Annotated in this window: 24 protein-coding genes and 1 pseudogene; 15 read left to right on the top strand and 10 right to left on the bottom strand. The window is 62.8% G+C overall.

Annotated features, from left to right (window positions below; translation table 11 throughout):
- Positions 1-77: 77 nt before the first annotated feature.
- From ACZ50Q_RS01330 to ACZ50Q_RS01315, 4 genes and pseudogenes are all read right to left on the bottom strand, one after another.
- Positions 78-529 (bottom strand): annotated as a pseudogene (locus ACZ50Q_RS01330) (MaoC family dehydratase).
- 14 nt (positions 530-543) lie between these two features.
- A complete protein-coding gene (locus ACZ50Q_RS01325) occupies positions 544-1548 on the bottom strand; it encodes a Bug family tripartite tricarboxylate transporter substrate binding protein (RefSeq protein WP_464080287.1) in 1005 nt (334 codons plus the stop codon).
- Positions 1549-1669: 121 nt separating this feature from the next.
- Complete coding sequence (locus ACZ50Q_RS01320; protein ID WP_464080286.1) at positions 1670-2071, bottom strand: tautomerase family protein; 402 nt, start codon at positions 2069-2071, stop codon at positions 1670-1672.
- Positions 2072-3034 (bottom strand): alpha/beta hydrolase, encoded by a 963-nt coding sequence (locus tag ACZ50Q_RS01315; protein ID WP_464080285.1) that lies wholly within the window; start codon positions 3032-3034, stop codon positions 2072-2074.
- A 104-nt stretch (positions 3035-3138) separates the two neighbouring features.
- Between ACZ50Q_RS01315 and ACZ50Q_RS01310 the strand changes: the two genes are divergently transcribed.
- The 3 genes from ACZ50Q_RS01310 (at position 3139) to ACZ50Q_RS01300 (ending at position 4978) form a co-directional block, all read left to right on the top strand.
- The gene (locus tag ACZ50Q_RS01310) at positions 3139-3888 is read left to right on the top strand and encodes an alpha/beta fold hydrolase (RefSeq protein WP_464080284.1); all 750 of its coding nucleotides are present in this window, start codon (positions 3139-3141) and stop codon (positions 3886-3888) included.
- A 54-nt stretch (positions 3889-3942) separates the two neighbouring features.
- Positions 3943-4419 carry a MarR family winged helix-turn-helix transcriptional regulator gene (locus tag ACZ50Q_RS01305; RefSeq protein ID WP_464080283.1) on the top strand — a complete coding sequence of 159 codons (477 nt, stop codon included), beginning with the start codon at positions 3943-3945 and terminating at the stop codon, positions 4417-4419.
- A gap of 130 nt (positions 4420-4549) precedes the next feature.
- Positions 4550-4978 carry a nuclear transport factor 2 family protein gene (locus tag ACZ50Q_RS01300; protein ID WP_464080282.1) on the top strand — a complete coding sequence of 143 codons (429 nt, stop codon included), beginning with the start codon at positions 4550-4552 and terminating at the stop codon, positions 4976-4978.
- A gap of 141 nt (positions 4979-5119) precedes the next feature.
- On the opposite strand, the gene ACZ50Q_RS01295 is transcribed toward ACZ50Q_RS01300, so the two are convergent.
- The gene (locus ACZ50Q_RS01295; RefSeq protein WP_464080281.1) at positions 5120-6028 is read right to left on the bottom strand and encodes a LysR family transcriptional regulator; all 909 of its coding nucleotides are present in this window, start codon (positions 6026-6028) and stop codon (positions 5120-5122) included.
- A 128-nt stretch (positions 6029-6156) separates the two neighbouring features.
- Here ACZ50Q_RS01295 and ACZ50Q_RS01290 point away from each other — a divergent pair, with 128 nt between their 5' ends.
- The 9 genes from ACZ50Q_RS01290 (at position 6157) to ACZ50Q_RS01250 (ending at position 14404) form a co-directional block, all read left to right on the top strand.
- The gene (locus ACZ50Q_RS01290) at positions 6157-6909 is read left to right on the top strand and encodes an SDR family oxidoreductase (protein WP_464080280.1); all 753 of its coding nucleotides are present in this window, start codon (positions 6157-6159) and stop codon (positions 6907-6909) included.
- 88 nt (positions 6910-6997) lie between these two features.
- The gene (locus tag ACZ50Q_RS01285; RefSeq protein ID WP_464080279.1) at positions 6998-7660 is read left to right on the top strand and encodes a glutathione S-transferase family protein; all 663 of its coding nucleotides are present in this window, start codon (positions 6998-7000) and stop codon (positions 7658-7660) included.
- A gap of 217 nt (positions 7661-7877) precedes the next feature.
- A complete protein-coding gene (locus ACZ50Q_RS01280) occupies positions 7878-8810 on the top strand; it encodes a LysR family transcriptional regulator (protein WP_464080278.1) in 933 nt (310 codons plus the stop codon).
- A 243-nt stretch (positions 8811-9053) separates the two neighbouring features.
- Positions 9054-11066, top strand: a complete 2013-nt coding sequence (locus ACZ50Q_RS01275) for an FUSC family protein (RefSeq protein ID WP_464081937.1) — start codon at positions 9054-9056, stop codon at positions 11064-11066.
- Entirely contained in the window at positions 11056-11250 is a 195-nt protein-coding gene (locus ACZ50Q_RS01270) for a DUF1656 domain-containing protein (protein ID WP_464080277.1), read from the top strand. The genes ACZ50Q_RS01275 and ACZ50Q_RS01270 overlap by 11 nt, the downstream gene beginning before the upstream one ends.
- Entirely contained in the window at positions 11243-12172 is a 930-nt protein-coding gene (locus tag ACZ50Q_RS01265; protein ID WP_464080276.1) for an efflux RND transporter periplasmic adaptor subunit, read from the top strand. Before ACZ50Q_RS01270 ends, ACZ50Q_RS01265 begins: the two co-directional genes overlap by 8 nt.
- 10 nt (positions 12173-12182) lie before the next feature.
- A complete protein-coding gene (locus tag ACZ50Q_RS01260; protein WP_464080275.1) occupies positions 12183-13667 on the top strand; it encodes an efflux transporter outer membrane subunit in 1485 nt (494 codons plus the stop codon).
- Positions 13668-13831: 164 nt separating this feature from the next.
- A complete protein-coding gene (locus ACZ50Q_RS01255) occupies positions 13832-13966 on the top strand; it encodes a hypothetical protein (protein WP_464080274.1) in 135 nt (44 codons plus the stop codon).
- Between the two features lie 102 nt (positions 13967-14068).
- Entirely contained in the window at positions 14069-14404 is a 336-nt protein-coding gene (locus ACZ50Q_RS01250) for a Rap1a/Tai family immunity protein (protein ID WP_464080273.1), read from the top strand.
- A 101-nt stretch (positions 14405-14505) separates the two neighbouring features.
- On the opposite strand, the gene ACZ50Q_RS01245 is transcribed toward ACZ50Q_RS01250, so the two are convergent.
- The gene (locus ACZ50Q_RS01245) at positions 14506-15369 is read right to left on the bottom strand and encodes a class I SAM-dependent methyltransferase (RefSeq protein WP_464080272.1); all 864 of its coding nucleotides are present in this window, start codon (positions 15367-15369) and stop codon (positions 14506-14508) included.
- Between the two features lie 95 nt (positions 15370-15464).
- Positions 15465-16358, bottom strand: a complete 894-nt coding sequence (locus ACZ50Q_RS01240; RefSeq protein WP_464080271.1) for an NAD(P)/FAD-dependent oxidoreductase — start codon at positions 16356-16358, stop codon at positions 15465-15467.
- 201 nt (positions 16359-16559) lie between these two features.
- Between ACZ50Q_RS01240 and ACZ50Q_RS01235 the strand changes: the two genes are divergently transcribed.
- Positions 16560-17225, top strand: coding sequence for a TetR/AcrR family transcriptional regulator (locus tag ACZ50Q_RS01235; RefSeq protein WP_464081936.1), 666 nt, complete (start codon positions 16560-16562; stop codon positions 17223-17225).
- Positions 17226-18327: 1102 nt separating this feature from the next.
- Here ACZ50Q_RS01235 and glmS read toward each other — a convergent pair.
- The gene (gene glmS, locus ACZ50Q_RS01230) at positions 18328-20160 is read right to left on the bottom strand and encodes a glutamine--fructose-6-phosphate transaminase (isomerizing) (RefSeq protein WP_464080270.1); all 1833 of its coding nucleotides are present in this window, start codon (positions 20158-20160) and stop codon (positions 18328-18330) included.
- Between the two features lie 150 nt (positions 20161-20310).
- On the opposite strand from glmS, the gene ACZ50Q_RS01225 reads away from it, so the two are divergent.
- Together ACZ50Q_RS01225 and ACZ50Q_RS01220 are read left to right on the top strand one after the other, a co-directional pair.
- The gene (locus tag ACZ50Q_RS01225; protein WP_076517851.1) at positions 20311-20799 is read left to right on the top strand and encodes an Lrp/AsnC family transcriptional regulator; all 489 of its coding nucleotides are present in this window, start codon (positions 20311-20313) and stop codon (positions 20797-20799) included.
- A gap of 104 nt (positions 20800-20903) precedes the next feature.
- A complete protein-coding gene (locus tag ACZ50Q_RS01220; RefSeq protein ID WP_092576822.1) occupies positions 20904-21218 on the top strand; it encodes a hypothetical protein in 315 nt (104 codons plus the stop codon).
- A 289-nt stretch (positions 21219-21507) separates the two neighbouring features.
- Here ACZ50Q_RS01220 and ACZ50Q_RS01215 read toward each other — a convergent pair whose 3' ends face one another.
- Positions 21508-22572 (bottom strand): glycosyltransferase family 4 protein, encoded by a 1065-nt coding sequence (locus ACZ50Q_RS01215; RefSeq protein ID WP_464080269.1) that lies wholly within the window; start codon positions 22570-22572, stop codon positions 21508-21510.
- Positions 22569-23891: a UDP-glucose dehydrogenase family protein gene (locus ACZ50Q_RS01210; protein WP_464080268.1), complete on the bottom strand. Its 1323-nt coding sequence runs from the start codon at positions 23889-23891 to the stop codon at positions 22569-22571. Before ACZ50Q_RS01210 ends, ACZ50Q_RS01215 begins: the two co-directional genes overlap by 4 nt.
- Positions 23892-23945 lie beyond the last annotated feature (54 nt).

Below are 23945 nucleotides of genomic sequence, written 5' to 3'. Positions count from 1 at the left end.
GGGTAGGAATGCGGCGCACGCGGTCGATCCTGGACCCTTCCTGGAACAGCTAAGCGGCTGCGCTTCCGCAGCGCGCATTACCCACTTTCAAGGCGCGGAACCACGACATTTGCCACCGATATCTGGACGGCTTCGCCGTGTTGATTGAGCGTGATGATCCGAAGCTTGACCAGGCCTTGGTGCGGCCTGGTCTTTGACGATCGCATGTCTAGCACTTCGCTCTCAACGACCAGATCATCGCCCGGCCGCAAGGGGCGCGGCCAGCGTAGCTCATCAACCCCTGCACCGACTATGCCACCATGTGGTTTGAAGTCGCTGTCTACCAGCAGTCGCATTGTCACCGAAGCGGTATGCCAGCCGCTCGCGGCTAAACCGAGAAAAATTGAAGCTTCAGCAGCCGCGTTGTCGAGGTGAAAGGGTTGGGGATCGAATTCAGCGGCGAACGCTTTAATTCGTTCTTCCTCGATACTATCCGCGATGAACCATAAAATCGCTGGCCCGGCATGAGGCCTTCCAGATAGAGTGGCATAACCGTGTGGGTTTCTATTGAGCTTTCAGGTCAAGGGCCTCTGCGATCCGGCGCACGCGCTCGATCTCTTGCCGATAGAACTCATCTGCCTCCTGCAGAGTCATCGGCGTCATCGGCCTATTTCCGGTGGACGTTGACCATTTTTGGTAGGCATCGCCATTGATCACAGTGGCGACCGCTTCGTGCAGCGTTTTCACGACGTCTTCCGGCGTATCCCGGTGCACAAAGACGGCAGGCCAGACCCGATAATCGAAGTTCTTAAGGTACTTACTCTCGCCCGCGGCGGGAACGTCAGGTAGAAGGGGGTTTCTGGTCTTCGTCGCCATGGATACCGCTTTAAGACGGCCGGATTGGACAAGATCAAGCACAGCAGAGATCAACGGCAGGAATGCGTAGTCGACCTGACCGCCAAGTAGGTCTTGAATGATCGGAGACACCCCCTTGTACTGCACGTCGAGGTGCGGCGTTTTGGTCTGAAGTTTCAGATCCGAGGCGGCTAGATGGGGAGTAGAGCCTATACCCCAGTTTCCGAAAGAGAACTCGTTGCCCTTGGCGTTCCGCATTTCGTCAATCAATGCATCGATATCAACAGGGGCGTCCTTTCGGCTTGTGACCAGTATCATGTCCGAGAAGATCATCGGATGAATGAGCCGCAGGCTGCTCGGATCGTATTTCGCCGAAGCGACTACGAGGGGATTGGTGGTAGCGTCATTGCCCGTCAATGCAAGAAGGCGGTAGCCGTCATGCTTCTGCAAGAAGTACCCTTGAGTGGCGATCGCTCCCGCCACCCCTGCACGGTTTTCGACAACTACGCTCTGTCCCAGTGCTTTCTGGAGCGGCCCGGCGAGCGCTCTGGAAGCAACATCTGCGCCTCCTCCGGCAGGATAGGCGACCGTTAGCGTGATCGGTTTTGAAGGGAACGGCTCAGCAGCGCTAGCCGTCTGCGGATTCTGGACAGCCGCCGCTGACATGAGAGCCATGCAGGCCAGCGCCCGGATGAAAGAAGTCTTGGGTCGCATTTTTTGTCTCCACCAATTCCTGTGAGTAGCTTCAGCTACTTTTCCTCATGTCCCGCGTCCGAGCCCCCGAGGGAGGGGGGCAGGCGACGCGGACAAGATCATTTTTAATAGGTTGCTCGGATCACCACTTAGGCGCGGAGTTCGCAAGTTGCGCAACGCCTCTGCCGAACGAAAAGTTTTCGTTCGGTACCGGGATAAAGGCGAGGAACACGTCATCGGGGGAGACCCCAGCGTCCTTCTGCAGCAACTCGGTGATCGTTGCCATCAACTTCTGCTTATCGGAAGCAGGGCGATGGGCGCCTAACAGCACGGTAATAATCATTGCTTCGCTGGTTCGCTCCATCTCCATAAACGTTGGATGTATGAAGAGCTCGTCGTCGCCATGCTCGGAGATCATCACGAAGCGATCACCTTCCGGGATTCCCAATGCCTGGACCAATGACTGGTTCAATGCGTTGCCGATAGCGATCTTCCGCTCGCGGGAAAACTTACCTTTGGGAATGTGTGCGTTAAAAACTGGCATTCATTTGCTCCTTGAAAAGTTTGAAATCAGCTGAGACTCGCGCTGAGGCTGGGGCTGGGGCTGGGGCTGGGGCTGCAGATGCTTGGCGAACCAGTCGGTTGCGGCCGAACTGGCAGAGGTGAAGGCGGCCTCGTACGGTTGAAAGTGCCCCCCGCTGATCAGTTCGAGTTGCTTCGGCTGCAAAGCAGCCTCATACGCCAGCAGCTCCAGATCCGTCATGGTGATGCGGTCGTCCGTGGCGACAATCATGAGTAGTGGCGTGGGCGAAACTCGAGGCGCCCACACGCCCGGTTCGTACATGCGAGCCGCCAACGTGGAGCGCAGCGTCACCCTGTTGTCCCAGTTGGCTTTACCGACATCCTGGGTATAGAACGCCACGGCGTCAGGAGAGCGGTATGCCGCCAACTCGTCGGCGTTTTGGCTTGCGACCGTCTGATACCGGGGCTCAGCGCCGCGATGTTGGCTACGCATGTCTTCAGTGAGCATGGCCAGGAATGCTGGCGCAGCATCTGGCGACACCCGTCGCCGACTTTGCTCAAAGCCGCTTATGGTCGGAACCTGCGACACCACGCAACGGACACGTCGATCGGTGGCCGCCAGGACCAGCGCATGCCCACCGCTGAAGCTCGTACCCCAGATGCCGATTCGCTCGCTGTCCACTTCACGCTGAGACTCGACAAATGAAATCGCACGCCGCCAATCCATGATCTGCATCCAAGGATCAATGTCGCCTCTCGGCTGGCCGTCGCTTTCCCCGAAGTTGCGATGATCGTGAACCAGAACGACGAACCCCGCTTCGCAGAAGACCTCCGCGAATCGCTCAAGCCCATGCTCTTTGACTGCGGCGAAACCGTGGCACATCGAAATTGCGGGATGCGGCCCCTCAGATCCCTCCGGAATGAAAAGCCAACCTCGAAGAGTCACTCCCGACTCCCCTTCAAACTCAACCTGTCGCTTAGCCATGTACGATGCGCCTTGTGAATATGAGCATATGCGCATAATATGCCACGAGGTCTGTCTCTGCAAGCATCAACAGGATGGACTGCCCACACTAAGAGGAAACCCCTATGCATGTATCCAAAGATGGTCAAACGTCCCTGACCTTGGTGCTGATCCATGGATTCTTGGACTGCGGCGCCACATGGCGAGCCCTGGAGCGCGAGTTGGCGGACCTGGATATCAGGCTTGTCAGTCCGGACCTTCGTGGTGCGGGGAGCCTGTCGAATTCGGCCGGCCCTTACTCGCTGGAACAGGCCACCGAAGACGTGCTGAAAGCGACTGGCTCGATGCGCAACCTGGTGTTCATTGGCCACAGCATGGGCGCTCAAATCGCAGAGCTCGCTGCCGCGCAGGCGGCGGAACGCACGCATGCCCTCGTGCTGATCACTCCAACTCCGTTGGAAGGCAATGCGCTGCCCGAAGATGCGCGTAACCTGCTGCGCAACGCCGGCGCTGATCTGGGCGCGCAGCAGAAGATTCGCCAGATGTTCTCGCTCAATATGCCGGCGCATATGCTCTCCCCCCGGCCCGATGACATCATGGGAGTTGACGCGGTTCAGGGCTATTACGATGCCTTCACGACCGGCACGGCGGCGGGGCGTCGACCTGCCCTCTTTCACGGCCGTACCCTCCTCATCGGTGCGATGCAGGATCCGGTTATTCCACCGGACATGGTCAATTCCATCCACTTATCGCGTTTTGAAGGGGCAGAACTTTCCTTCGTTGAGGGCAGCGGACATTGGCCACAGGTAGAGCAGCCGGCGATCGTCGCAAGTCGATTGCGTGCGTTTCTGGAACTACCGGCCAGGGGCAATTGAGAATAGGCGCAGTTCAGCGTATATTCCTGGCTTAGACCAGGCGATCGCATTCACATGTCCCTAGCCAACAGCTCAATCCCCAATATCGACGGACTCTGCAACTTTACGGCTCTACGCCGGGCGTCAAGGTACATGACGGCCGCGTACGACCAGGCCCTTGCACCCGCCAATTTGCGCATCACCCAGTTCTCGATTTTGTACCAGCTATCGAAGGCAGGAGAGATGTCGATAGGCGACCTGGCGGCTGCCCTAGCGATGGACCGAACGACGCTCGCGACGAATCTCAAGCCGCTGGAACGAGAAGGTTTGATCTCTGTTGAACCTGGCGAAGACCGCCGTTCGAAAGTCTCAAAGTTGACCAGAGCCGGGGTTGCCAAATTTAAACGTGCTTACCCCCTCTGGTCTGAAGTGCAGGCGCAATTTGAGTCGGCCTATGGAAAAGAACGCGCTGCCGCTCTGCGAGCCGATCTGCGCGGGGTGTTGAGCAGCGGCTTCGATCCCTGGGCAGAGCACACCGAAGCCCTGGGGTGACGCCCTGGAAATTTTTAGATGTGGCAGGACGGCGTACCAAATGCGGGGTTTACCCGCATTTTTTTAACGGAATTATGAGCATATGCTCATTTAAAGCCGCACGTAGCTAATAACCATTGAGGAGACTAAATTGCGTCAAGAAGAACTGGCACAGGCGTGCCGCAAGGCATTCACTGGATTTGAAAAGAACGACCGTTCGGAACTGGTCGCGGCACTAGCCGAAGACGTTGTCTTTGAATTTTCTGATTCCTTGCCATACGGCGGAAGCTACAAAGGCAAGAAACAGTTCCTCCAGTTTTGGGCGAATGTGTATAGCAAGTATGAATACTTCAACTACGATGCACACGCAGTCTTGGTGGCTGAAGACTACATCATCGTTCCTGTCGAAGCGCGCGCCAAGACGAAAACCGGCTTCTCGATGAACAATGAGCATTGCTTTTTGTTTCGCGTCAAAGACGGCCAAATCGTCTATGGGCGCATCTACGCTGACACGGCGCGCGGGCGCGATGTTCTAGAAGGTCGCGAGCCTCGACGTTACCCGCCGATGGATCTTGGTTAAGCCGCCATCGCCGTACCTCGCCAGGATCGTCTCGCTGGCGCTGCGCGAGGATGCGCAGCGCCGAAGGGCCGCCTGCATCAGGCCGAAATTAACGCCTGAGCGCAGGCGCGTCGCCTTTAGAGGGCACGGCGGGTGCATGCCTCAGGACGTCGATGTTGAAGCCGTGTCGTTCAATGCGGGAATCCGGGAAAATACTTCCGCAATGAAATCCATGAACACGATCGCGCGAGTCGGTAGCAACCTGCTCGCCACATAGACGATCTGTACAGGAACAGACGGTGGAACGTGCGCGGTAAGAATGCGTCGCAGGCGGCCGCTCTTTAGCCCCCCCTCGAACAGCCAGGCCGGACCATGCGCAATCCCCAGCCCTCCAACGGCCGCCGCGCTGGCCGCGGACGGAGAATTCACTTTTATCCTGCCGGATACCGGAATGTCGACGTCGCGCAAGCGCCACGTCGCACCGGACGACAGCAGCGTGTAGATCACGCAGTCGTGATCCCGCAGGTCGTCTGGCGTTTGCGGAACGCCGCGCCTGGCCAGATAGTCCTCGCTGGCCACGAAGACCCGTTCGTACGAGCCTATGGGCCGGGCGCGCAACGAACTGTCTTGCAGGTGTCCGATTCGGATGGCCAGTTCGCTCCCTTCATCCACCAGGTCCACATAACGATCGTTGAGCTGGAGATCCAACGTCAGCCCCGGATACCGCTGAAGGAATGCCGGCACGTGGGGCATGACGAAAGCATGACCGAGCGCGGTCGGGCAAGCGACGCGTAAAAGCCCTGAAGGCTCGGTGCCACTCCGGAACGAGGATTCGGATTCGTCCACCGCATCCAGAATTCGCCGAATGTCGGCGTAATAGCGTTCTCCTTCCGGGGTAAGAGACAGCTTGCGTGTGGAGCGGTGAAGCAGCCGCGTCTGCAGATGATCTTCCAACGCTGCCACATATCGGCTCACATTGGGTTGGCCCAGGCCGAGATCGCGACCGGCAGCAGAGAAGCTCCCCGTCTCCACCGCGCGCGCAAAGCAGGTCATCAAGAGAAACCGATCCATACGTCCATCCTGAGATTCATGCTTATATTGCATGAAACGTATTCAAAATAGCCATCTTATCGAAATTTACGCATGAACATACATTTCTTCTGGTGGACCGATTGCGGTCAATATTCAAGGAGAAAGATATGTCGCGCTTGCAAGGTAAACGTACGCTCATCACGGGCGGCACCAGTGGTATCGGCCTGGAAACGGCCAAGCAGTTCCTGGCCGAAGGCGCTCGCGTCATCGTCACCGGCGTCAACCCCGATTCGATCGCCAGAGCGCAGGCCGAACTCGGGTCGGAGGTGCCGGTGCTGCGCGCGGACTCGGCCAGCGTCGCCGCCCAGAAGGAACTGGCCCAGGCCGTCAAGGATCGCTATGGCCAACTCGACGTGGCCTTTCTCAATGCGGGCGTTTCCGTGTGGTTGCCGATCGAGGAATGGACGGAAGAGATGTTCGATCGTTCCTTCGACGTCAACGTCAAGGGCCCGTATTTCTTGATGCAGGCCTTGCTGCCCGTGTTTGCGAACCCGGCATCGGTCGTCCTCACGACGTCGGTCAGCGCCCATGCGGGGGCCGACCGCTCGTCCGTGTACGCCGCCACAAAAGCCGCGTTCCTGAACATGTCCAAAACGCTCTCCACCGAGCTGTTGGCACGCGGCATCCGAGTTAACGCGGTGAGCCCCGGGCCGGTGGAGACGCCGCTCTACGACAAGCTCGGCATTCCCGCTGCATACCGCGAGCAGGTCAACAAAGAAATCGCCGCGACCATTCCGCTCGGCCGCTTCGGCACCGCCGAGGAAGTCGCCAAGGCCGTCCTTTATCTCGCTTCCGATGAGTCGCAGTGGACCGTCGGGTCGGAGATCGTTCTGGACGGCGGGCGTTTGCTGAACCGCTGAACCCGCCTCTGACGCGGCCCCTTTTCGAGGTCAACCATTGCGAACGGGACGCGACGTCTGCGCCCGCTTCGCAAACCAGACAAACGTGATGAATTCGCTCACATTAATCAGTCACCCTCTCTGCCCATTTGTTCAGCGTGCCGCCATCGTGCTGCTGGAAAAGCAGGTGCCGTTTGAACGCATCAACGTGAATCTGCGTGACAAGCCCGCCTGGTTCCTTGCCCTATCCCCCAGTGGCAAGGTGCCGGTCCTTCAGGTGCGCCGCCCCGATGGAACGACAGGCGTCCTGTTCGAAAGCATGGCGATCTGCGAGTACCTGCTCGAGACGCAACCTGGTCCCAGCCTTTATCCGGATGACCCGATACTGCGGGCCATGCATCGCGCATGGATCGAGCTGAGCACCGCAACGCTCGGAGATACGTGGGCGTACTTGAATGCAAAGGACGCGCCGGCCGCCGGCTCGTGGGCCGTCTCCCTGGACAAAAAATTGGCACAGTTTGAACAGGTTCTGGAGCACGGTCCGTACTTCAACGGTGACCGCTTTGGCATGGTGGATGTGGTCATGGCCCCCGTGTTCCGCTACTTTGATGTCTTGCGGCCGGCGAGCTGGGCATCATTATTGGCCAGGTATCCACGCGTCGACGCTTGGCGCCATGCCGTCCTTGGCCGATCCAGTGTCGCCGCCGCCGTCACGCCGGATTATCCGGAGCTCCTGCGCGCGCACTTTGGACGGGAAGTTCAAGCGCCCTGACTTCGCCTGCCAGCCCTGCCGCCATGCGTCCGCAACGTAACAGCCGGGGCGTAGGCAGCAGGCGTTCAGGGACGCCATCACCGTTCATGACTTAGGCAGCCACGCTCTCTGCCCAATTGAATTGTTCAGCATGCCGCCATTGTGCTGCTGGGGTGCTTCATTCGCTATTTGAAAGAACTTATGATTGCGCCAAGGTAAACCCACAGAGCGCGCACCCATGCCCCGTCCCGATCTCAATCTCCTGCTGGCGCTGGATGCGCTGCTCGACGAAGGCAGCGTCATCGGCGCTGCGCGCCGCATGCACCTGAGCGCGCCGGCGATGAGCCGCACCTTGAGCCGCATCCGGGAGGCATTGGGCGATCCGGTGTTCGTCCAGGTCGGCCGCAAGCTCATGCCTACGCCCAAGGCGTTGGCACTGCGCGAACAGGTGCGGGTGGCGGTGGAACAGGCCTCGCAGGTGTTCGCTTCCGATGCCCAGATCGACCTGAAATCGCTGGATCGGCGCTTCAACGTCCGCGCCACCGATGAATTCGTGAGCATCCATCTGGGCCATCTCCTGGATGCGATGGCGCGGGAGATGCCGCGGGCGATGCTGCGCTTTTCGCCTGAGGAAGACGACGTCGACGAAGAGGCGCTGCGCAGTGGCCGCATCGACCTGTTCATCAGCGCCTCGCGCAAGCTGGGGCCGGAGATTCGCGTGCAGTCGCTGTTCACCACGACGTTCGTGGGGGTCGCGCGCGCCAACCATCCGATCTTCGCCGAAGAAATCACGCCCGAACGCCTCACGCGCTGGGAGCACATCAATGTGTCGCGGCGCGGCAAGGCCGCCGGGCCCGTCGATGCCGCGCTGGAGGCGCAGGGGCTGCGCCGGCACGTCGCCCTGGTGCTACCCAATCCGTACACCGCGTTGTTCGCATTGCAGGATTCGGATCTGCTGTTGCCCTTGCCCCGGCATCTGGCCAGCACCGCGCTGTCCGCGGGCCTGCGTATTCGCGTGTTCGACCTGCCCACACCGCTGGAAACGGTGCTGCTGACACAGGCCTGGCACCCGCGCATGGAGGGAGACCCGGCCCATCAATGGCTGCGGCAGACCATCCATACGCTCTGCAGCGAGAGCCAGGCGCAGGCGGCCAAGCGCGCCAAGCCGTAACGGCGCGCGCACGCCAATGCGTGCGTAGCACGCAATCATCCGAGTTCAATAAATGCACTTTCCGGAATGATTGCGCCTGCCTACAGTGATGCCTGTTGATCACTGCAGAAGGGCTGCATCGTGCATTCCGCGAACGTGCCTGACGCGCATCCAGGCGTCTCTCCACGGCCTTCCCGGTTTTGGGAAGGGTTGGCGCGTGGACTTCCTTATCTCGATCTGACGACGCCCCGCGCGACCTATGTGATGCGTTCGATCCTGGCCGCTTGCCTGGCCTTGGCGGTGGCCTATCTGCTGGACCTGCACGCGCCCTACGCGGCGGCTTCCAGCGTGCTGCTCGTCATCAACCCTGTTCAGGGCGGCGTGATCGGCAAGGGGGTGTGGCGGGTGCTGGGCACGCTGGTCGGCATGCTGGCGGCCTGCGTGCTGATGAGCGCCTTTGGCCAGATGCCCTGGCTGTTCTTGCTTGGCTTTGGCGCGTGGCTGGGGGTGTGCGTGGTGGGCATGACCCTGCTGCGTCATTTCCGGGCGTATGGCGCCGCGCTGGCGGGCTATACCGTGGGCCTGGCTGCCTACGGCGCCATGCAGCATCCGGAACGCACCTTCGACCAAGTGATGGGCCGCGGCGCGTCCGTACTGCTCGGCGTGGTCTGCCTGGCGTTGGTATCGGCCCTGTTCAGCAGCCGCAGCGTGCACAGCCGCCTGGCCTCGCTGCTCGACCGCTTGGCGACAGCCACGGCAGGCGTGCTGGCGACGCATCACCAGGCCATTCAAGGCAGCGCCGAACCGGGCGCCAAGCCCCTGGATGCCGGAAGGCGCTCGCTCATCGCCGAGGTGTATGGCGTGGACGATCTGCTGGCGCTGGGCAAGGCCGAGTCCGCCGACCTGGCCCATCGTGCCGGCACGGTACGGCACACGATGGTGTCGCTGTTTTCCGCCCTGGTAGGCGGCACGCCGCCCTTGCGCGAACACAGCGCCGGCGTGGCTGCGCTGCGCGCGTTGCAGCCGGACTGGGAACAGGCATGGCGGGAAGTCGGGCAGACGCTTGAGCAGGAACCCGGCCCGGCCGGAAGGGCGCGCGCCATCCGGCTTCTGACCGACCTGCGCGCCCGGCTGGTGGCCGCGCTCACCGCAACCTCGCTGGACGACGCCTCCGAGCAGGCCGCGCTGATGATCGCAGGCGATCGCTTGATCGAGCAGCTTGACGATTACCTGCAAGCGCTCGAAGGCATCGAACGTTTCCACCAACCCAGGCCGACGGCGGAACGCGTGTCCGTGCCGTTCCACCGCGACACGATGGCGGCCCTGCAGAATGGCGTGCGCGCCCTGTTGACCGTGGTGATGGGCGGCGCCTTCTGGATCGCCACCGGCTGGACGGAAGGCAACATGATGCTGGCGGGGCTGGCGGCCGCATGCGCGCTGCTGTCCACGGCGCCCAATCCCACGATGGGTGCCGTCGAATTCATCAAGGGCACGGCGGCCGCCGTTGCGATGGCCTTCGTGTGCACCTTCATCGTGCTGCCGCACATCTCGGGCCTGCCGCTGCTGCTGGTGACCTTGAGCCTGTTCTGGCTGCCCGGTGTGTATGCCACCACGCTGCCGCGTCATGCGCTGGCCGGCGTGGCCTATCTGGTGGCGTTCACGTCACTGGCGGCGGCGGACAACCCCATGCGCTACGACTTTGCCCTGTTCCTCAATGGCGCCGTGGCCTGGATCCTGGCGACGTGTTTCACGCTGCTGGGCTTCAGGATCGTGCTGCCGCGCAACGGGGCGCGTGACGTTACGCGCTTGCGCCAGCGCATCCGCGACGAGGCGCTGGGCACCTTGCGCGGCGAGCCGGCCGATGCGCCGGCCTGGCAATGGCGCCAGCAACACCGCATCGCGCAACTGGGCGCCTTGCTCAGGACGCAGCCGCACGTGATGGATCGCGCCATCGCGCAGGCGCTGACCAGCCTGCATCTGGGCCGGGAAGTCCTGCGCTTGCGACGCTGGCTGCGCCAGGCGCCCCAGGACGTCGCGTGGCCGCGCGTGGTGGCGCGCCCGTTGCGCTTTATGGGCCAGCGGGCCGGTGACCCCGCGCGGGCCGCACGCCATGCCCGCCGCGCGGCGGCGTCATTGGCGCGCTTGCCGGCGCGGTCCAGCGCCGCGACGGATGACGTGCGGCGCGTGACGATCGTGCTGCTCGACATCGCCACGCTGCTGGAACGCCATGCGAACGACGTTCCGCACCCCTTTGGAGGCCATGCCCATGCTCAGTGAGCTCTCATTGGCCGGCATCTACCTGCCGCCATTCTTTGTCTACGCCTGCGTGACCCTGCCGATCTATCTGGGCCTTCGCTTCGTGCTGGTGCGCAGCGGCGTGCTGCGCTGGGTATGGCATCCGGGCCTGTTCGAGTTCGCCATTTCTCTTTGCCTTGTTTCCCTGTTGGTGCTTTATGTCTGAACGTTCATTCTCCGCCAAGCGCCTGCTGCGGGCAGGACTCACCCTCGCGGTGGTCATCGCCGCCGGGTTTCTGGTCAGCGCGTTGTGGCGCGCCTATGTCATCGCACCCTGGACCCGCGACGGACGGGTCAGCGCGCAGATCGTGCGCATCGCGCCCGAGGTGTCAGGCACCGTCGCGGAGGTATCGGTGGCGGACGATCAATACGTCAAACAGGGCGACGTGCTCTATCGCATCGACAACGCCAGCTTTGCGCTGGCATTGGACCAGGCCGAGGCGCAGTTGGCGGCGGCCGAGGTCTCCTTGCGTCAGAAGACTGAGGAGGCGCGGCGGCGCCGCGGCATGGAAAGCCTGGTGCCCGCCGAGGACATCCAGCGGGCGACTCAGGCCGAGGCCATCGCGCGGGCCGAACTGCGCGGCGCGCGGGTCGCCGTGGACAGGGCGAAGCTGGATCTGGCGCGTACCGAACTTCGTGCGCCGACCGATGGCTACGTCACGCGCCTGCGGTTGAACAAGGGCGACTACGCCGTGGCGGGCCAGCCCAACCTCGCCCTGATCGATGCCCACAGTTTTTGGATCACCGGGTATTTCGAGGAAACCAAACTGCGCGGCATCCAGCCCGGCGCCGCGGCGCGGATCCGCCTGATGGGATTCGACCAGATCCTGCCGGGGCGAGTGGCCAGCATCGGGCGGGGCATCACCGACAGCAACCAGCAGGCCGATGCGCAGGGCCTGCCAAGCGTGGAACCCAGCTTCAGTTGGGTCCGGCTGGCGCAGCGCATTCCCGTGCGCGTGGAGTTCGAGCATGTCCCGCATGATGTCGTGCTGGCCGCCGGCATGACGGGCAGCATCGAGGTCACGCCCTCGGCGGGCACGCCGGCGCCCCAGGGCCGGCTGATCTCCCTGCTGCACCGCTGGATGTGAGGACAAGGCCATGCACGCACCCATCCCCCGCACGCAGCCACGCCTCCGCCGGGCACTGCTGGCCTCGCTGCTGGCCGTCCTGACCGGCTGCACCACCGTGGGCCCGGACTACCGCACGCCGACGCTGGACGTGCCCACGCACTGGATCGAGGCCGACGCCGCCCTATCCGATGGCGACCACGATGGCCTGCGCACCTGGTGGCGCGCCTTCCAGGATCCCTTGCTCGACCGCCTGGTCGATCAGACCCTGGCGCACAACCTGGACCTGGCCATCGCGTTGGCGCGACTGCGCCAGGCACGCGCCGAGCGCGTGCAGATCGCCTCGGCCGCCATGCCCGAGGTCTCGGTCGGCGCAGCCGGCGAGGCCGCACGTGGCAGCAAGGCACTCAGCTCCCAGCCCGGCGGACAGGCGCGAACCTGGCATCTTGGGTTCGATGCCAGTTGGGAGCTGGACCTGTTCGGCGGCACGCGCCGCGCGGTCGAGGCTGCCGACGCCGGCATCCAGGCGCTGGCCGAGGACCATCGCGCGCTGCAAGTGAGTCTGGTGGCCGAACTGGTATCCGATTACGCCGGGCTGCGCGCCGCGCAACTGCGCCTGGCCATCACGCAGGACAACATTCGCTCGCTGACCGAAGCCGAGCGCCTGGCGGAACAGGCGCACCGCAGCGGCCTGGGCACGCTGGCCGACGTCACCCAGGCCCGCGCCGAGCGCCAAATGGCCCAGGCGCAACCGCCCTTGCTGGAAGCGGACATCGCCCGGTTCAGCCATGCCATCGGCGTGCTGGCGGGCGGGTTTCCGGGCGACTGGCACACCGCCCTCGCAACGCCCGCACCGGCTTTGCCCATGCCGGTCGACTTGCCGCTGTCACTGCCTTCGGACGTCATTCGCCAACGCCCCGACCTGCGCGCCGACGAACGACGCCTGGCCGCCGCCACCGCGCAGATCGGCGTCGCCCAGGCCGAACGCTTCCCGACGTTCCGCATTCCCTTGGGGCTCGGCACCACCGCCAGCATCATCCACGACCTGTTCTCGGGCGCCAGCCTGGCGTGGTCGGCGGCCGTGCAGGGCAGCCAGTCCCTCTACGACGGCGGCCGCGCGCAAGCGGGCGTGACCGCGGCCCAGGCCAACGCCAACGCCGTGCGGCGCATCTACGAACGGGACGTGCGATTGGCACTGCGCGACGTGGAAGACGCCTTGACGGCATGGACCAGCGAACGCCAACGGCAAGCCGCGCTACAGAACGCCGTGGCCGACAGCCAACAGGCCCTGCAACAGGCCACCCAACTCTACGCGCGAGGGTTGAGCGCCTACCTCCCGGTGCTGGTGGCGCAGCGCAGCCTGAACCAGGCACGCGATGCGCTGGCCCTCAGCCAACTGGCGCAGCTGCAAGGAGGCATTGCCTTGTACAAGGCGCTAGGGGCGGGGTGGTCGGACACGGGATTGGTAACAGAATCAGATCAATGGGCCGCCAGAGAAACAGCGGCGACGCAGTGATGCTTTGAGGCAGCGCATCAGATGAACAGGGGAACGGCTTGCGCCCAAGGAAACGACACGTCGTTGCGCCAGAGAACTAACGCTTCGCATCCCTGGAGAGTTGGCCTGACGTCCCTCATTTGGTACAAGCAAAGTTGGTCAGAATCCGAGACTCGATAGTTGCCATGTCCGAACCCTATCCGGCCTTACTCAAACTCCAGACCTCCCGCGAGAATCTTGCCAGATGGCGCGCCACCGACGGGCAGTGGTATCTCTCCGAAGGCGTATTCCTGGCGTCCGATAAGCTCGACCATTGTTGAGACCACGCAGTCATCCTGCAGGGACAACAGAACGCACACGACAAGGCCGCCAGGCGGACCAAAGGGATAACGTTGCCAATGAGACGACTAGCACTGATCAGCATGCTGTCCGCCTGCGCGGTGTGCCAGGCGCAGGCAGAAAGGACCTGGCACTTTACCGGCGCCGAGCTTGCCACGGCCCTTGAAGGCCGGATGCCATCGGAACTTCGCGATGCATCGCTTCGCCAGCAATTCTCTTCCTCCTACGCGCAGGCCTACATCGTCGGCATCGCCGACCAGACACAAGGCACGGTCTGGTGCACCTCGACCGGCGTCCTTCCCCACGAATTGAAAGACAGGGTGTACAGCTACTTGTCCTCGCTGCCAGCCAACCGTCTCGAGGAAAATGCCGGCCCGCTGGTCAGCGAGGCACTCCATCAGTCTTTCGCTTGCCGATAGGATCATCTTGGCCAACGCAGCACAGACCCGGCGCCACTCAAGGTGAGCCCGCCCCGAGGCACGGGAATTACCGGTTCTGGCGCACCAGTCCACGTCAACTGTCAACTTACTGGATTGCGTGCCGTGACGATCCACGCCGCCCCGCTAATCGTCACCGACCGCTCGCCGGCGAGCTCAGCAAAGGCGGCACGAACTGCGGCCGAGGCGCGCGCGCGGATGTCGTCGGGCTGGTCAGCGAGTGCGCTCGACAACGGGCCGACCTCGAGTGTCATTTTCACCGCGTCATCGATCGCAGCGTCCCGCGTCCCGCCCTCACCGAACGGGACGGCAGCGTCGAAGGGGACAATAGCAATATCTGTAAAGCCGGCCGATGACAGAATTTGCGCCACGCGCGCCGGGTCGCCGAACGAAAATGGGCCGGGCGCTTCAGAATCGGGCAGCGAGTTCGGCGGGACGATACCCTTGAGCGCGCCCATTGGGAGGCGCACCCAATCGTTCTCCGCCGCGGCGCGCCAGCAGACGAAAGCGACTCTTCCACCGGGCCGGAGCGCGCGTCGCATGTGGGTGAACGCCGCTATTGGATCGTCGAAAAACATTACGCCGAAACGCGAGAAAAGGATGTCGAACGCGCCCTCGGGCAGCTCTGCGCGGCTGGCGTCTGCCACCTGAAACAGGACCCGCGTTTCCTGGTGCGCAAGCGAGCGCGCTTGGCCGATCAGCGGTTCGGATATGTCCACGCCCAGCACTTGGCCCCCTGCGCCGACACGGGCTGCGAGAGCCAGGCTAGACGCGCCCGCGCCGCAGCCGATGTCCAGCGCGCGCTCACCCGTCGCGGGCGCGGCGGCTTCTATCGCGGCCTGGCCGAACACCGCCACCATCGCGTCGAGCCGGGCCTGGTTGGCGACCCAGCGCTCCCCGCTTTTACCACTCCAGTCACCGATCTGATCGGCACGTTGCTCGGCCATGTCGTCTCCTTGACGCGTCGCTAAGTCCTTCTTCGCGCCGATCCACGCCCACCTTTCGAAGGCGACGACGCAACGGAAGAAGGGAATCCCTAAACTCAAACCACCATTGACTGCTGTGCGAAGATTCCGGCCATCGCGCCTTGCCATGATGCCGTGCTCACTGAATGCATGGCAGGGTTGGCAAGGTCGCCCGCGGCGTAGATGCCAGGCGTGCTGGTCTGGCGGCGCTCGTCGACCATGAGGGCGACGCCTTGGGGCGTATCGACCGTGGCGAGGCCCAGCGACTCATGCAAGCGTGCAGAAGGCTTGTTGCGCGGATGGGCGAACAGGATGTCGACTGCGACAGGAGGGCCTGCATCGAGCTTGACGGTGACGTTATGGCTGTCGTGATGGTTGAGCTCGGTGATCAGACCATCAACGACCTGGACGCCGCGGCGCGCGAGATCGGCCCGGGCGTCGGGCGGGATGTCGTGACCATGCGCGAAGACCGTCAGCGAGTCGGTCCAGTCGTGGTACAGCCTGACGTAGTTGTGCGACGGCGGGCCGGACCAGACGAGACCCCAATGCCGCCCTGCGACTTCGAAGCCGTCGCAATATGGGCAGGGAACGATGGACGTGCCCCAGCCCTCGGCAAACCCCGGGATGCCAAGCATCTGGTCCGCCACGCCATAGCTCAGGATCAGGCGGCGCGCTCCAAGGCTTTCGCCATCGCCAGTCAAGACAGAGAAATCGTCCAAGGCGCCGGAAATGCGATCAGCCCTTGCATTGACCAGCCTGACTGAGGGATAGCGCGCAAGCTGCTCTCGCGCCTCGGTCAGGATGTCCAGCGGTGCCTTGTGATCGTGACCGAGCAGGCCATGTGAATGGTCGGCGAAGCGATTGCGCGGCAGGCCAGTGTCGAGAACGGTGACCTTTCGGCGGGCGCGGCCGAGTTGCAGTGCCGCGGCGAGGCCGGCAAAGCTGCCGCCGATGATGATGACGTCATTCATGGTATTGGGATCCGTGTTCTCTATGGCAGGGATTGGGGGCTGCGCTTGGCGGTGAGCCGTGAGTGCGCGAGGCGGTGCCGGAAAGCGCAGCTACCGTGTTGAAGCCTATTCACCGGCGTGCAAATTTCAGATACCATGAAGTATCCTAAATTGTCATTTACGATACTGTCAAGTACTGGAATACCTGTGGCGGAAAAAAAAATGCTGGGCCGGCGCGGCCGGCCCGCCAACGAGGCGCTGGGCCAAACGATAGTGGACGCGGCCACGCAACTGTTTGTGGAACTGGGTTTTCAAGCAACGACCATGGACAAGGTCGCCCAGCGAGCGAAGATATCCAAGCTCAGCATCTATCGTCATTTCGAGAATAAGGAGGCGCTATTCAGCGCGGCCATCGCGGCGCACTGCAACCAGTTTGCTCCTCAAGCGCTTATTGAAGGCGTCGCGGGTTCAGCGCAGGATCAGCTCGTCGCGGTGGGTTCATTCCTGCTTCGCACGCTTTTGAGCCCGGAAGTCCGCAATGTCGAAGCCATGATAGTGGCCGACAAGACGAATCAAAGATCGTTGAGCAAGCTGCATTACGAGGCCGGCCCCGCCTACGTCATAGCTCAGATCGAGGACCTGTTGCGTCAGTTGCACGCGAGCGCGGCTCTGAGCGTGCCGGATCCTCGTGGATCCGCGCGCTTGTTTGCCGCGCTCATCAAAGGTTCCGACCTGCTGACAATTGCTCGCTTCGATGAGGCCAAGGCAGAAGACGACCACGAAATCGAATCCTATTGCCGGTCGGCTGTGGCAATGTTCATCGCAGCGCATGGCGGAAACCGCGATGTAAGCGCTGCGTCGCACATTAAGTCCGGCTCAACGCGTTGATGGCGGCTTTCGACCCAGCCGCGCCACCAGCATAGAAAAGGGCCGCTTTTTGTGCGGCCCTTTTTACGACGGTGAAAGCTAGGACAAATGGCGCAGATCTTGGGATATAGAGGCCCTTCGCGCTCGACCGACTTTATGTCGAGCGACCGACTTTATTTCCTGTTTTCAATACTGAAAACTGGAAATAAAGTCGGTCGCAAACGACCCGCGTAACCGATTGATTTTGAAAGACATCCAGGATTAGAAAACATGGGGCAAAGTCGGTCGCACCCTGGACCTCGGGCCTTCAACCCAAAAAAATTGAACAAAAGTCGGTCGCAACGTCCCTGCCTCCCGGGTTCAATCTGACCGAGTTGCGAATGGAAATGTCGTACCGCTTCTTGGCGCATGCAGGCCGGCGATACCTAGCGCCGTCATGGTGGCCGCTTTCGGCCAGTAATGGTCGCTCGACAAGCCCAACCTACTCAGGGAAAATCGCTGCACTGGCCTTGAGTTCCTCGTCACTGCCAATCAATGATCTATCTATGTGAAATCGAAGACGTGTTTGATTTGCATGGCCGAGGATGTATCGTCGTGCCAGGAATTCCACACTCTTTGCCGCCCGGTGCGCGGGTCTACCCGGGCACGGCCCTTCTGATCGTAACGCCGACTGGCGAAGAACTGCGCACCACCATCTCTGCCGTTGAAATGATCAACCGGGGCAAGCCGCTAGACCACGCTCCCTTCTGCGTACCCAGAGGGATCAAGAAGCAGCAATTGGCTATTGGGTCTAAGGTTTACGCGCTTTAATTGCCGATATGGAAAGACCGGGATACCGTGTCCGGTTCTCCCCATAATGACTGCTTCGGGTCGAAAGCGGCCAGTCGTCGACGACCGCTATCCCCAAGTGCACTCAGACGCGCAGGTCCGAACTCCGGCCGTACAGAGCCTCGTGCGCCCCGAGCTAATCGGTGCACCAAAAAGAGGGCCGCTCTGCGGCCCCCTCCCACGCCTTAACAACCGATGAATCCACCTTCGCCACACAATCGGTGACGATATGGCGCGTTCGACTCGCGACCGACTTTATTCCTCGTTTTCAAAGCGGGCCGAAGCCCGCCCCGCCTCACTCCACCGTCACACTCTTCGCCAGATTCCGCGGCTTATCCACATCCGTTCCGCGCGCGCACGCCGTGTGATACGACAGCAACTGCAGCGGCACCGTATGCAGAATCGGCGACAGCTTTCCGTAGTGTTCCGGCATGCGGATCACATGCATCCCTTCAGCGCTCTGGATCTTGCTGTCCGCATCGGCAAACACATACAGCTCACCACCCCGCGCGCGCACTTCCTGCATGTTGGACTTCAGCTTTTCCAGCAGCTCGTCCTTGGGCGCGATGGTGACGACCGGCATGTGCTCGGTGACCAGCGCCAGCGGGCCGTGCTTGAGTTCGCCGGCCGGGTAGGCTTCGGCGTGGATGTAGCTGATTTCCTTGAGCTTGAGCGCGCCTTCCAGCGCGATCGGGTAGTGCATGCCGCGGCCCAGGAACAGGGCGTTTTCCTTGGACGCGAAGCGGTCGGCCCAGGCCATGATCTGGGGTTCCAGCGCCAGCACGGAGCCGATGGCCGAGGGCAGGTGACGCAGGGCCTTCAGGTGCTCGGCTTCCTGCTCTTCCGTGAGCTTGCCGCGGGTCTGAGCCAGCGTCAGCGTCAAGAGGAACAGGGCGGTGAGCTGGGTGGTGAAGGCCTTGGTGGACGCCACGCCGATTTCGACGCCGGCGCGCGTGATGTAGGACAGCTTGCACTCGCGGACCATGGCGCTGGTGGACACGTTGCAGATGGTCAGCGTGTGTTCCATGCCCAGCGAACGCGCGTGCTTGAGCGCGGCCAGCGTGTCGGCGGTTTCGCCGGACTGCGAGATGGTGACGACCAGCGAGCGCGGGTTGGGCACGCTGTCGCGGTAGCGGTATTCGCTGGCGATTTCGACGTTGACGGGGATCTTGGCGATGGATTCGATCCAGTACTTGGCGGTGAGGCCCGCGTAGTAGCTGGTGCCGCAGGCGAGGATCAGCAGGGAGTCGACTTCCTTGAAGACCTTGTAGGCCTGGTCGCCGAAGAGTTCGGGCGTGATGGACTCGATGTCCTGCAAGGTGTCGCCGACCGCGCGCGGCTGCTCGAAGATTTCCTTCTGCATGTAGTGGCGGTAGGGGCCCAGCTCGGCGGCGCCGGTGTGCACGTGCACGGTGTGCACCTCGCGGTCGACGTTCTTGCCGGCGGCGTCGACGATCCAGACGCGCGAGAGCTGCAGGTCGACGACGTCGCCGTCTTCCAGGTAGATGATCTGGTCGGTGGTGCCGGCCAGGGCCAGCGCGTCCGAGGCCAGGAAGTTCTCGTTCTGGCCCACGCCCACCACCAGGGGCGAGCCCTGGCGCGCACCGACGACGCGATGCGGTTCGTCGCGGCAGAACACGGCGATGGCGTAGGCGCCATGCAGGCGGCGCACGGCGTTCTGCACGGCTTCGAAGAGGTCGCCGGCATACAGGTGGTTCACCAGGTGCGCGATGACTTCGGTGTCGGTCTGGCTTTCAAAGACGTAGCCGACGGCTTGCAGCTCGGCGCGCAGTTCGTCGTGGTTTTCGATGATGCCGTTGTGGACGAGCGCGATGCGCGGCTCGTCGTTGCCCAGGTGCGAGAAGTGCGGGTGGGCGTTATGAGTGGCGGGAACGCCGTGCGTAGCCCAGCGGGTGTGGGCGATGCCGGTGAAGCCCTGGATCTTGTCCTGCGCGACCTGGTCGGCCAGCTCGGCCACGCGCTGCGTGCTGCGCGTGCGGCGCAGGTGGCCATCGGCGTAGACGGCGACGCCGCAGGAGTCATAGCCGCGATATTCCAGACGCTTGAGGCCTTCGACGAGGATCGGGGTGATGTCGCGCTGGGCGACGGCGCCAACAATGCCGCACATAGGAGTGACTCCGGTAGGTTCGTGTACCGACGCATTGTGCGCGACCCCTAAAGAAATTTGATTTCTTTATATTGATGAATTTGGCAGTTAATTCCCTTACACAAATGTGATTAAATAATCTTTCATTGAATTCACATCGTTGAATTAATCATGCAAAACATGCCGATTTCGCTACCCGAACTGGATGATCTGGACCGGCGCATTCTTGAACAGTTACAAGAAGACAGTTCGCTGACCAACCAGGATCTCGCCGCAAAGGTGCATGCGTCGCCGCCGACCTGCCTGCGGCGAGTGCGGCGACTGGTGGAGGAAGGGGTGATCGACAGGCAGGTGGCGATCCTGGCGGCCGAGAAACTGGGCAGCACGCTGACGGCGATCGTGGAGATCACGCTGGATGTGCAGGCGGCGGAAAGCCTGGATGCGTTCGAGCAAAGCATGCTGACGGAGCACGCCGTGCTGCAGTGCTATCGGGTGTCGCCGGGTCCGGACTTCGTGGTGATCGCGCAGGTGAAGGACATGCCGGCTTATCACGCGCTGGTGCATCGGGCCTTCACGGCGCAGGCCAATGTGCGCAACGTGCGCACGTTTTTCTCGGTGCATCGCGCCAAGTTCGAGACGCGGATCGATGTGCGGGGGTGAGGCGAGCGCACAATTTCAGCATGCGCCAAGCCTGCCGCCCCCAGACGGGGGATAATGCACCAAAGACGCGCGAAAGGCCCTCACCGTCCCGACAGGAGTTGCCCTTGCCACCGCCATCGACCCCGTACCTCGAGATGATTGCAACACACCTCAATGCTCCGTATGGACAGGTGGTGAGTGCAGTTGATGTCGCCACTGCGTTGCGCGCTGGCAATCTCTCCTTGGCTGCAAGCGATCCGCTCGCACAAGAGCTGCTAGCGCACATGTTCCTTGAACTGGAACCTGAATTCATTGGTAGAGCCAGCTTTGAAGCGGGCGTGCGACTAGAAGAAGCTGAGGCGCTCTATCAAAACGCCCGAAAGCACTTTGACCTGCCAAGGGCAGTCCGGTGGGAGGAAGCGCTTAAGGGGGTACTTTGATGCGCACTTCCAGGGAAGACATCCTGCTCCACCGGTCATCCGGCCCATGGAGGCGTTTGGAATCGCACGCGCGGCTTCTGGTGGAGAACGCCCGCCTTCACGGCGGCAATTCCTTCCAGCCAGTGTTAGGGGGTGGTACGCGCTTGATGCTCGCCCTCAATCACCGGATCAGCGACGATGTTGGCGTGGGGCACGGCCAAGATTGCGGAATGGGCGGATACCTAGACGCCCCATAGTTAGACGCCCAACAGCCAGAGCGCGGCGCTTCCAACGCTCAGTGCGCGCCGACTCAGCGCGGCTTCCGCCCCACCAGCCGCTCAAACTGCGCCAGATACCGATTCCCCATCTTCTGCACGTCGTGCTCGTTGCGCACGTACTCATAGGCGCGTTCGGTGACTTCCTGGCGAAAGGCCGCGTCGTCCAGGCAGCGCGCCATGCCGGCCGCCATGGCCTGATGATCGCCCACGGCGCACAGCACGCCGCGGCCGTCGGCCAGGCTTTCCTTCAGACCGCCGGCGTCGGTAGAGACGACGGGCACGCGCTGCAGGAAGGCGTCGAGCACGCTGCTGCCCAGCGCCTCTTCCTCGGAGCTCATGACGAACACGTCGAGGATGCTGTAGAAGTCCTCGACGCCCTTGCGAAAGCCCGCAAAGCGGTAGACATCTTCGATGCCGAGCCTGCGGGCTTCGTCCTTGGCCTGCTGCTCGCGGTCGCCGCCGGCGCCGAAGTGCAGGAAGACGAAGTCGCGGCGCGTCTTGGCCAGTTCGCCGACGGCGCGCACCAGGGTGACGGGGTCCTTGTCGCGGATGAGCGCGGCGGACGTCGCCATGACCTTTTTGCCTTCCAGGTCGAATTCGCGCACCAGATTGGCGACGTTGTCGGCGTTGATCTGGTGAGGCTCGACCGCGCTGCGGATGATGACGGGTTCGATGCCGAGGCGGCGCGGTTCGCCCGCGGCCATCTCGCTGATGGCCACGAAGAGGTCCGCGTGGCGCCATTTGAAGCCGGTCTTCCATTCGTCGCCCGGCTTGACCACGAACGAGGTGCGGCGCGAGAACGCGACCGGGCGGCGATGCAGCCACTTGGTCAGCACGGCCCAGGTGATGGTGTTGGCCGTCTGCGCGTGGATGATGTCGTAGCGGCCGGCGCCCGCCAGGAAGGCGAGCTGGGCGGGCACGTTGCGCACGGCGTGGGCGACGAAGCCTTCCTGGCGCGCGCGCTCGGCCAGCGGGGCGCCTTCGCGGCACATCACTTCGACGTCATGGCCGGCCTTGCGGAAGGCGCGCATGCAGTACAGCGTCTGGCGTTCGCCGCCGCGCCAGCCTTTCTCGAAGTTCAGTTGCAGGATTTTCATGCGCGGCCGATGCCCGAGTACTCGAAGCCCAGGCTGCGCACGTCGGCCGGCGTGTAGAGGTTGCGGCCGTCGATGATGAGGGGCGTTTTGAGCAACGCCTTGACGCGATCGAAGTCGGGCGCGCGGAAGACCTTCCATTCGGTGGCGATGAGCAGCGCGTCCGCACCGTCCAGCGCGTCGTACATGTCGGTGGCGAAGCTGATGCCCTGATGGCCCGCCAGCACGCGGCCGGCCTCGTGCATGGCCACCGGGTCGTAGGCGCGGACTTCGGCGCCGCGGCGCGTGAGTTCGGCAATCGCCGTGAGGCTGGGGGCTTCGCGCATGTCGTCGGTATTGGGCTTGAACGACAGGCCCCACAAGGCGATCTTGCGGCCGCTCAGGTCTTCGCCAAAGCGCGCGACCAGTTTTTCGGCCAGGCGGAATTTCTGTGCGTGGTTGGCGGCTTCGGCCGCTTCGATGACGCGCATCGGCAAACCGTGTTCGGACGCCGTGTTGACCAGCGCCTGCACGTCCTTGGGAAAGCAGGAACCGCCGTAGCCCGCGCCGGGATACAGGAAGTGGTAGCCGATGCGCGGATCGGCGCCGATGCCGCGGCGCACCTGTTCGACGTCCGCGCCCAGGACTTCGGCCAGGTTCGCCATTTCGTTCATGAACGAGATGCGCGTGGCCAGCATGGCGTTGGCGGCGTACTTGGTCAGCTCGGCGGAGCGCACGTCCATCACCATCAGGCGGTCGTGCGTGCGCTGGAAGGGCTCGTAGATGCGGCGCATCACGCCGATGGTGTAGTCGTCGTCCGCGCCGACGATGACGCGGTCCGGGCTCATGAAGTCGTTGATGGCCGCGCCTTCCTTCAGGAATTCGGGGTTGGACGCCACCGTGAAGGGAAGGTCGACGCCGCGCTCGGCCAGTTCCTTGGCGACCACCGCGCGCACCTTGTCGGCCGTGCCGACGGGGACGGTGGACTTGTCCACGATCAGCTTGCGCGAGGTCATGTGGCGCGCGATGTTCTGCGCGGCCGCCAGGACGTATTTGAGGTCGGCGGAACCGTCTTCGCCGGGCGGGGTGCCCACGGCGATGAACTGGACGTCGCCGAACGCCACGCTTTGCGCGATGTCATCGGTGAAGTGCAGGCGTCCGGCCTGCACGTTGCGGCGCACCAGGTCTTCGAGGCCCGGCTCGTAGATGGGGATGCCGCCCTGGCGCAGCAGGGCGATCTTGGCCGCATCCACGTCCAGGCACATGACATCGTTGCCCATGTCGGCCAGGCACGCTCCCGACACCAAACCCACGTAACCGGTACCCACGACCGTGATCTTCATGCCTGAACGCCTTCAAAATAGGGAATCTTCGCGCCCGGCCAAGGAAACCGGGCG

Source organism: Achromobacter sp. T5-5 (genome assembly GCF_055397965.1).
This window is presented reverse-complemented; position numbering and strand designations above follow the sequence as displayed.

Bases quoted from the DNA above. Each gene is read 5' to 3' on its own strand.
- ACZ50Q_RS01225 (WP_076517851.1), top strand. From the start codon at position 20,311: ATGCAAAACATGCCGATTTCGCTACCCGAACTGGATGATCTGGACCGG.
- ACZ50Q_RS01305 (WP_464080283.1), top strand. From the start codon at position 3,943: ATGTCCCTAGCCAACAGCTCAATCCCCAATATCGACGGACTCTGCAAC.
- ACZ50Q_RS01320 (WP_464080286.1), bottom strand. From the start codon at position 2,071: ATGCCAGTTTTTAACGCACACATTCCCAAAGGTAAGTTTTCCCGCGAG.
- ACZ50Q_RS01275 (WP_464081937.1), top strand. From the start codon at position 9,054: ATGCGTTCGATCCTGGCCGCTTGCCTGGCCTTGGCGGTGGCCTATCTG.
- ACZ50Q_RS01315 (WP_464080285.1), bottom strand. From the start codon at position 3,034: ATGGCTAAGCGACAGGTTGAGTTTGAAGGGGAGTCGGGAGTGACTCTT.
- ACZ50Q_RS01265 (WP_464080276.1), top strand. From the start codon at position 11,243: ATGTCTGAACGTTCATTCTCCGCCAAGCGCCTGCTGCGGGCAGGACTC.
- ACZ50Q_RS01215 (WP_464080269.1), bottom strand. From the start codon at position 22,572: ATGAAAATCCTGCAACTGAACTTCGAGAAAGGCTGGCGCGGCGGCGAA.
- ACZ50Q_RS01290 (WP_464080280.1), top strand. From the start codon at position 6,157: ATGTCGCGCTTGCAAGGTAAACGTACGCTCATCACGGGCGGCACCAGT.
- ACZ50Q_RS01260 (WP_464080275.1), top strand. From the start codon at position 12,183: ATGCACGCACCCATCCCCCGCACGCAGCCACGCCTCCGCCGGGCACTG.
- ACZ50Q_RS01250 (WP_464080273.1), top strand. From the start codon at position 14,069: ATGCTGTCCGCCTGCGCGGTGTGCCAGGCGCAGGCAGAAAGGACCTGG.
- ACZ50Q_RS01255 (WP_464080274.1), top strand. From the start codon at position 13,832: ATGTCCGAACCCTATCCGGCCTTACTCAAACTCCAGACCTCCCGCGAG.
- ACZ50Q_RS01210 (WP_464080268.1), bottom strand. From the start codon at position 23,891: ATGAAGATCACGGTCGTGGGTACCGGTTACGTGGGTTTGGTGTCGGGA.
- ACZ50Q_RS01325 (WP_464080287.1), bottom strand. From the start codon at position 1,548: ATGCGACCCAAGACTTCTTTCATCCGGGCGCTGGCCTGCATGGCTCTC.
- ACZ50Q_RS01295 (WP_464080281.1), bottom strand. From the start codon at position 6,028: ATGGATCGGTTTCTCTTGATGACCTGCTTTGCGCGCGCGGTGGAGACG.
- ACZ50Q_RS01240 (WP_464080271.1), bottom strand. From the start codon at position 16,358: ATGAATGACGTCATCATCATCGGCGGCAGCTTTGCCGGCCTCGCCGCG.
- ACZ50Q_RS01235 (WP_464081936.1), top strand. From the start codon at position 16,560: ATGCTGGGCCGGCGCGGCCGGCCCGCCAACGAGGCGCTGGGCCAAACG.
- ACZ50Q_RS01285 (WP_464080279.1), top strand. From the start codon at position 6,998: ATGAATTCGCTCACATTAATCAGTCACCCTCTCTGCCCATTTGTTCAG.
- ACZ50Q_RS01280 (WP_464080278.1), top strand. From the start codon at position 7,878: ATGCCCCGTCCCGATCTCAATCTCCTGCTGGCGCTGGATGCGCTGCTC.
- ACZ50Q_RS01310 (WP_464080284.1), top strand. From the start codon at position 3,139: ATGCATGTATCCAAAGATGGTCAAACGTCCCTGACCTTGGTGCTGATC.
- ACZ50Q_RS01270 (WP_464080277.1), top strand. From the start codon at position 11,056: ATGCTCAGTGAGCTCTCATTGGCCGGCATCTACCTGCCGCCATTCTTT.
- ACZ50Q_RS01245 (WP_464080272.1), bottom strand. From the start codon at position 15,369: ATGGCCGAGCAACGTGCCGATCAGATCGGTGACTGGAGTGGTAAAAGC.
- glmS (WP_464080270.1), bottom strand. From the start codon at position 20,160: ATGTGCGGCATTGTTGGCGCCGTCGCCCAGCGCGACATCACCCCGATC.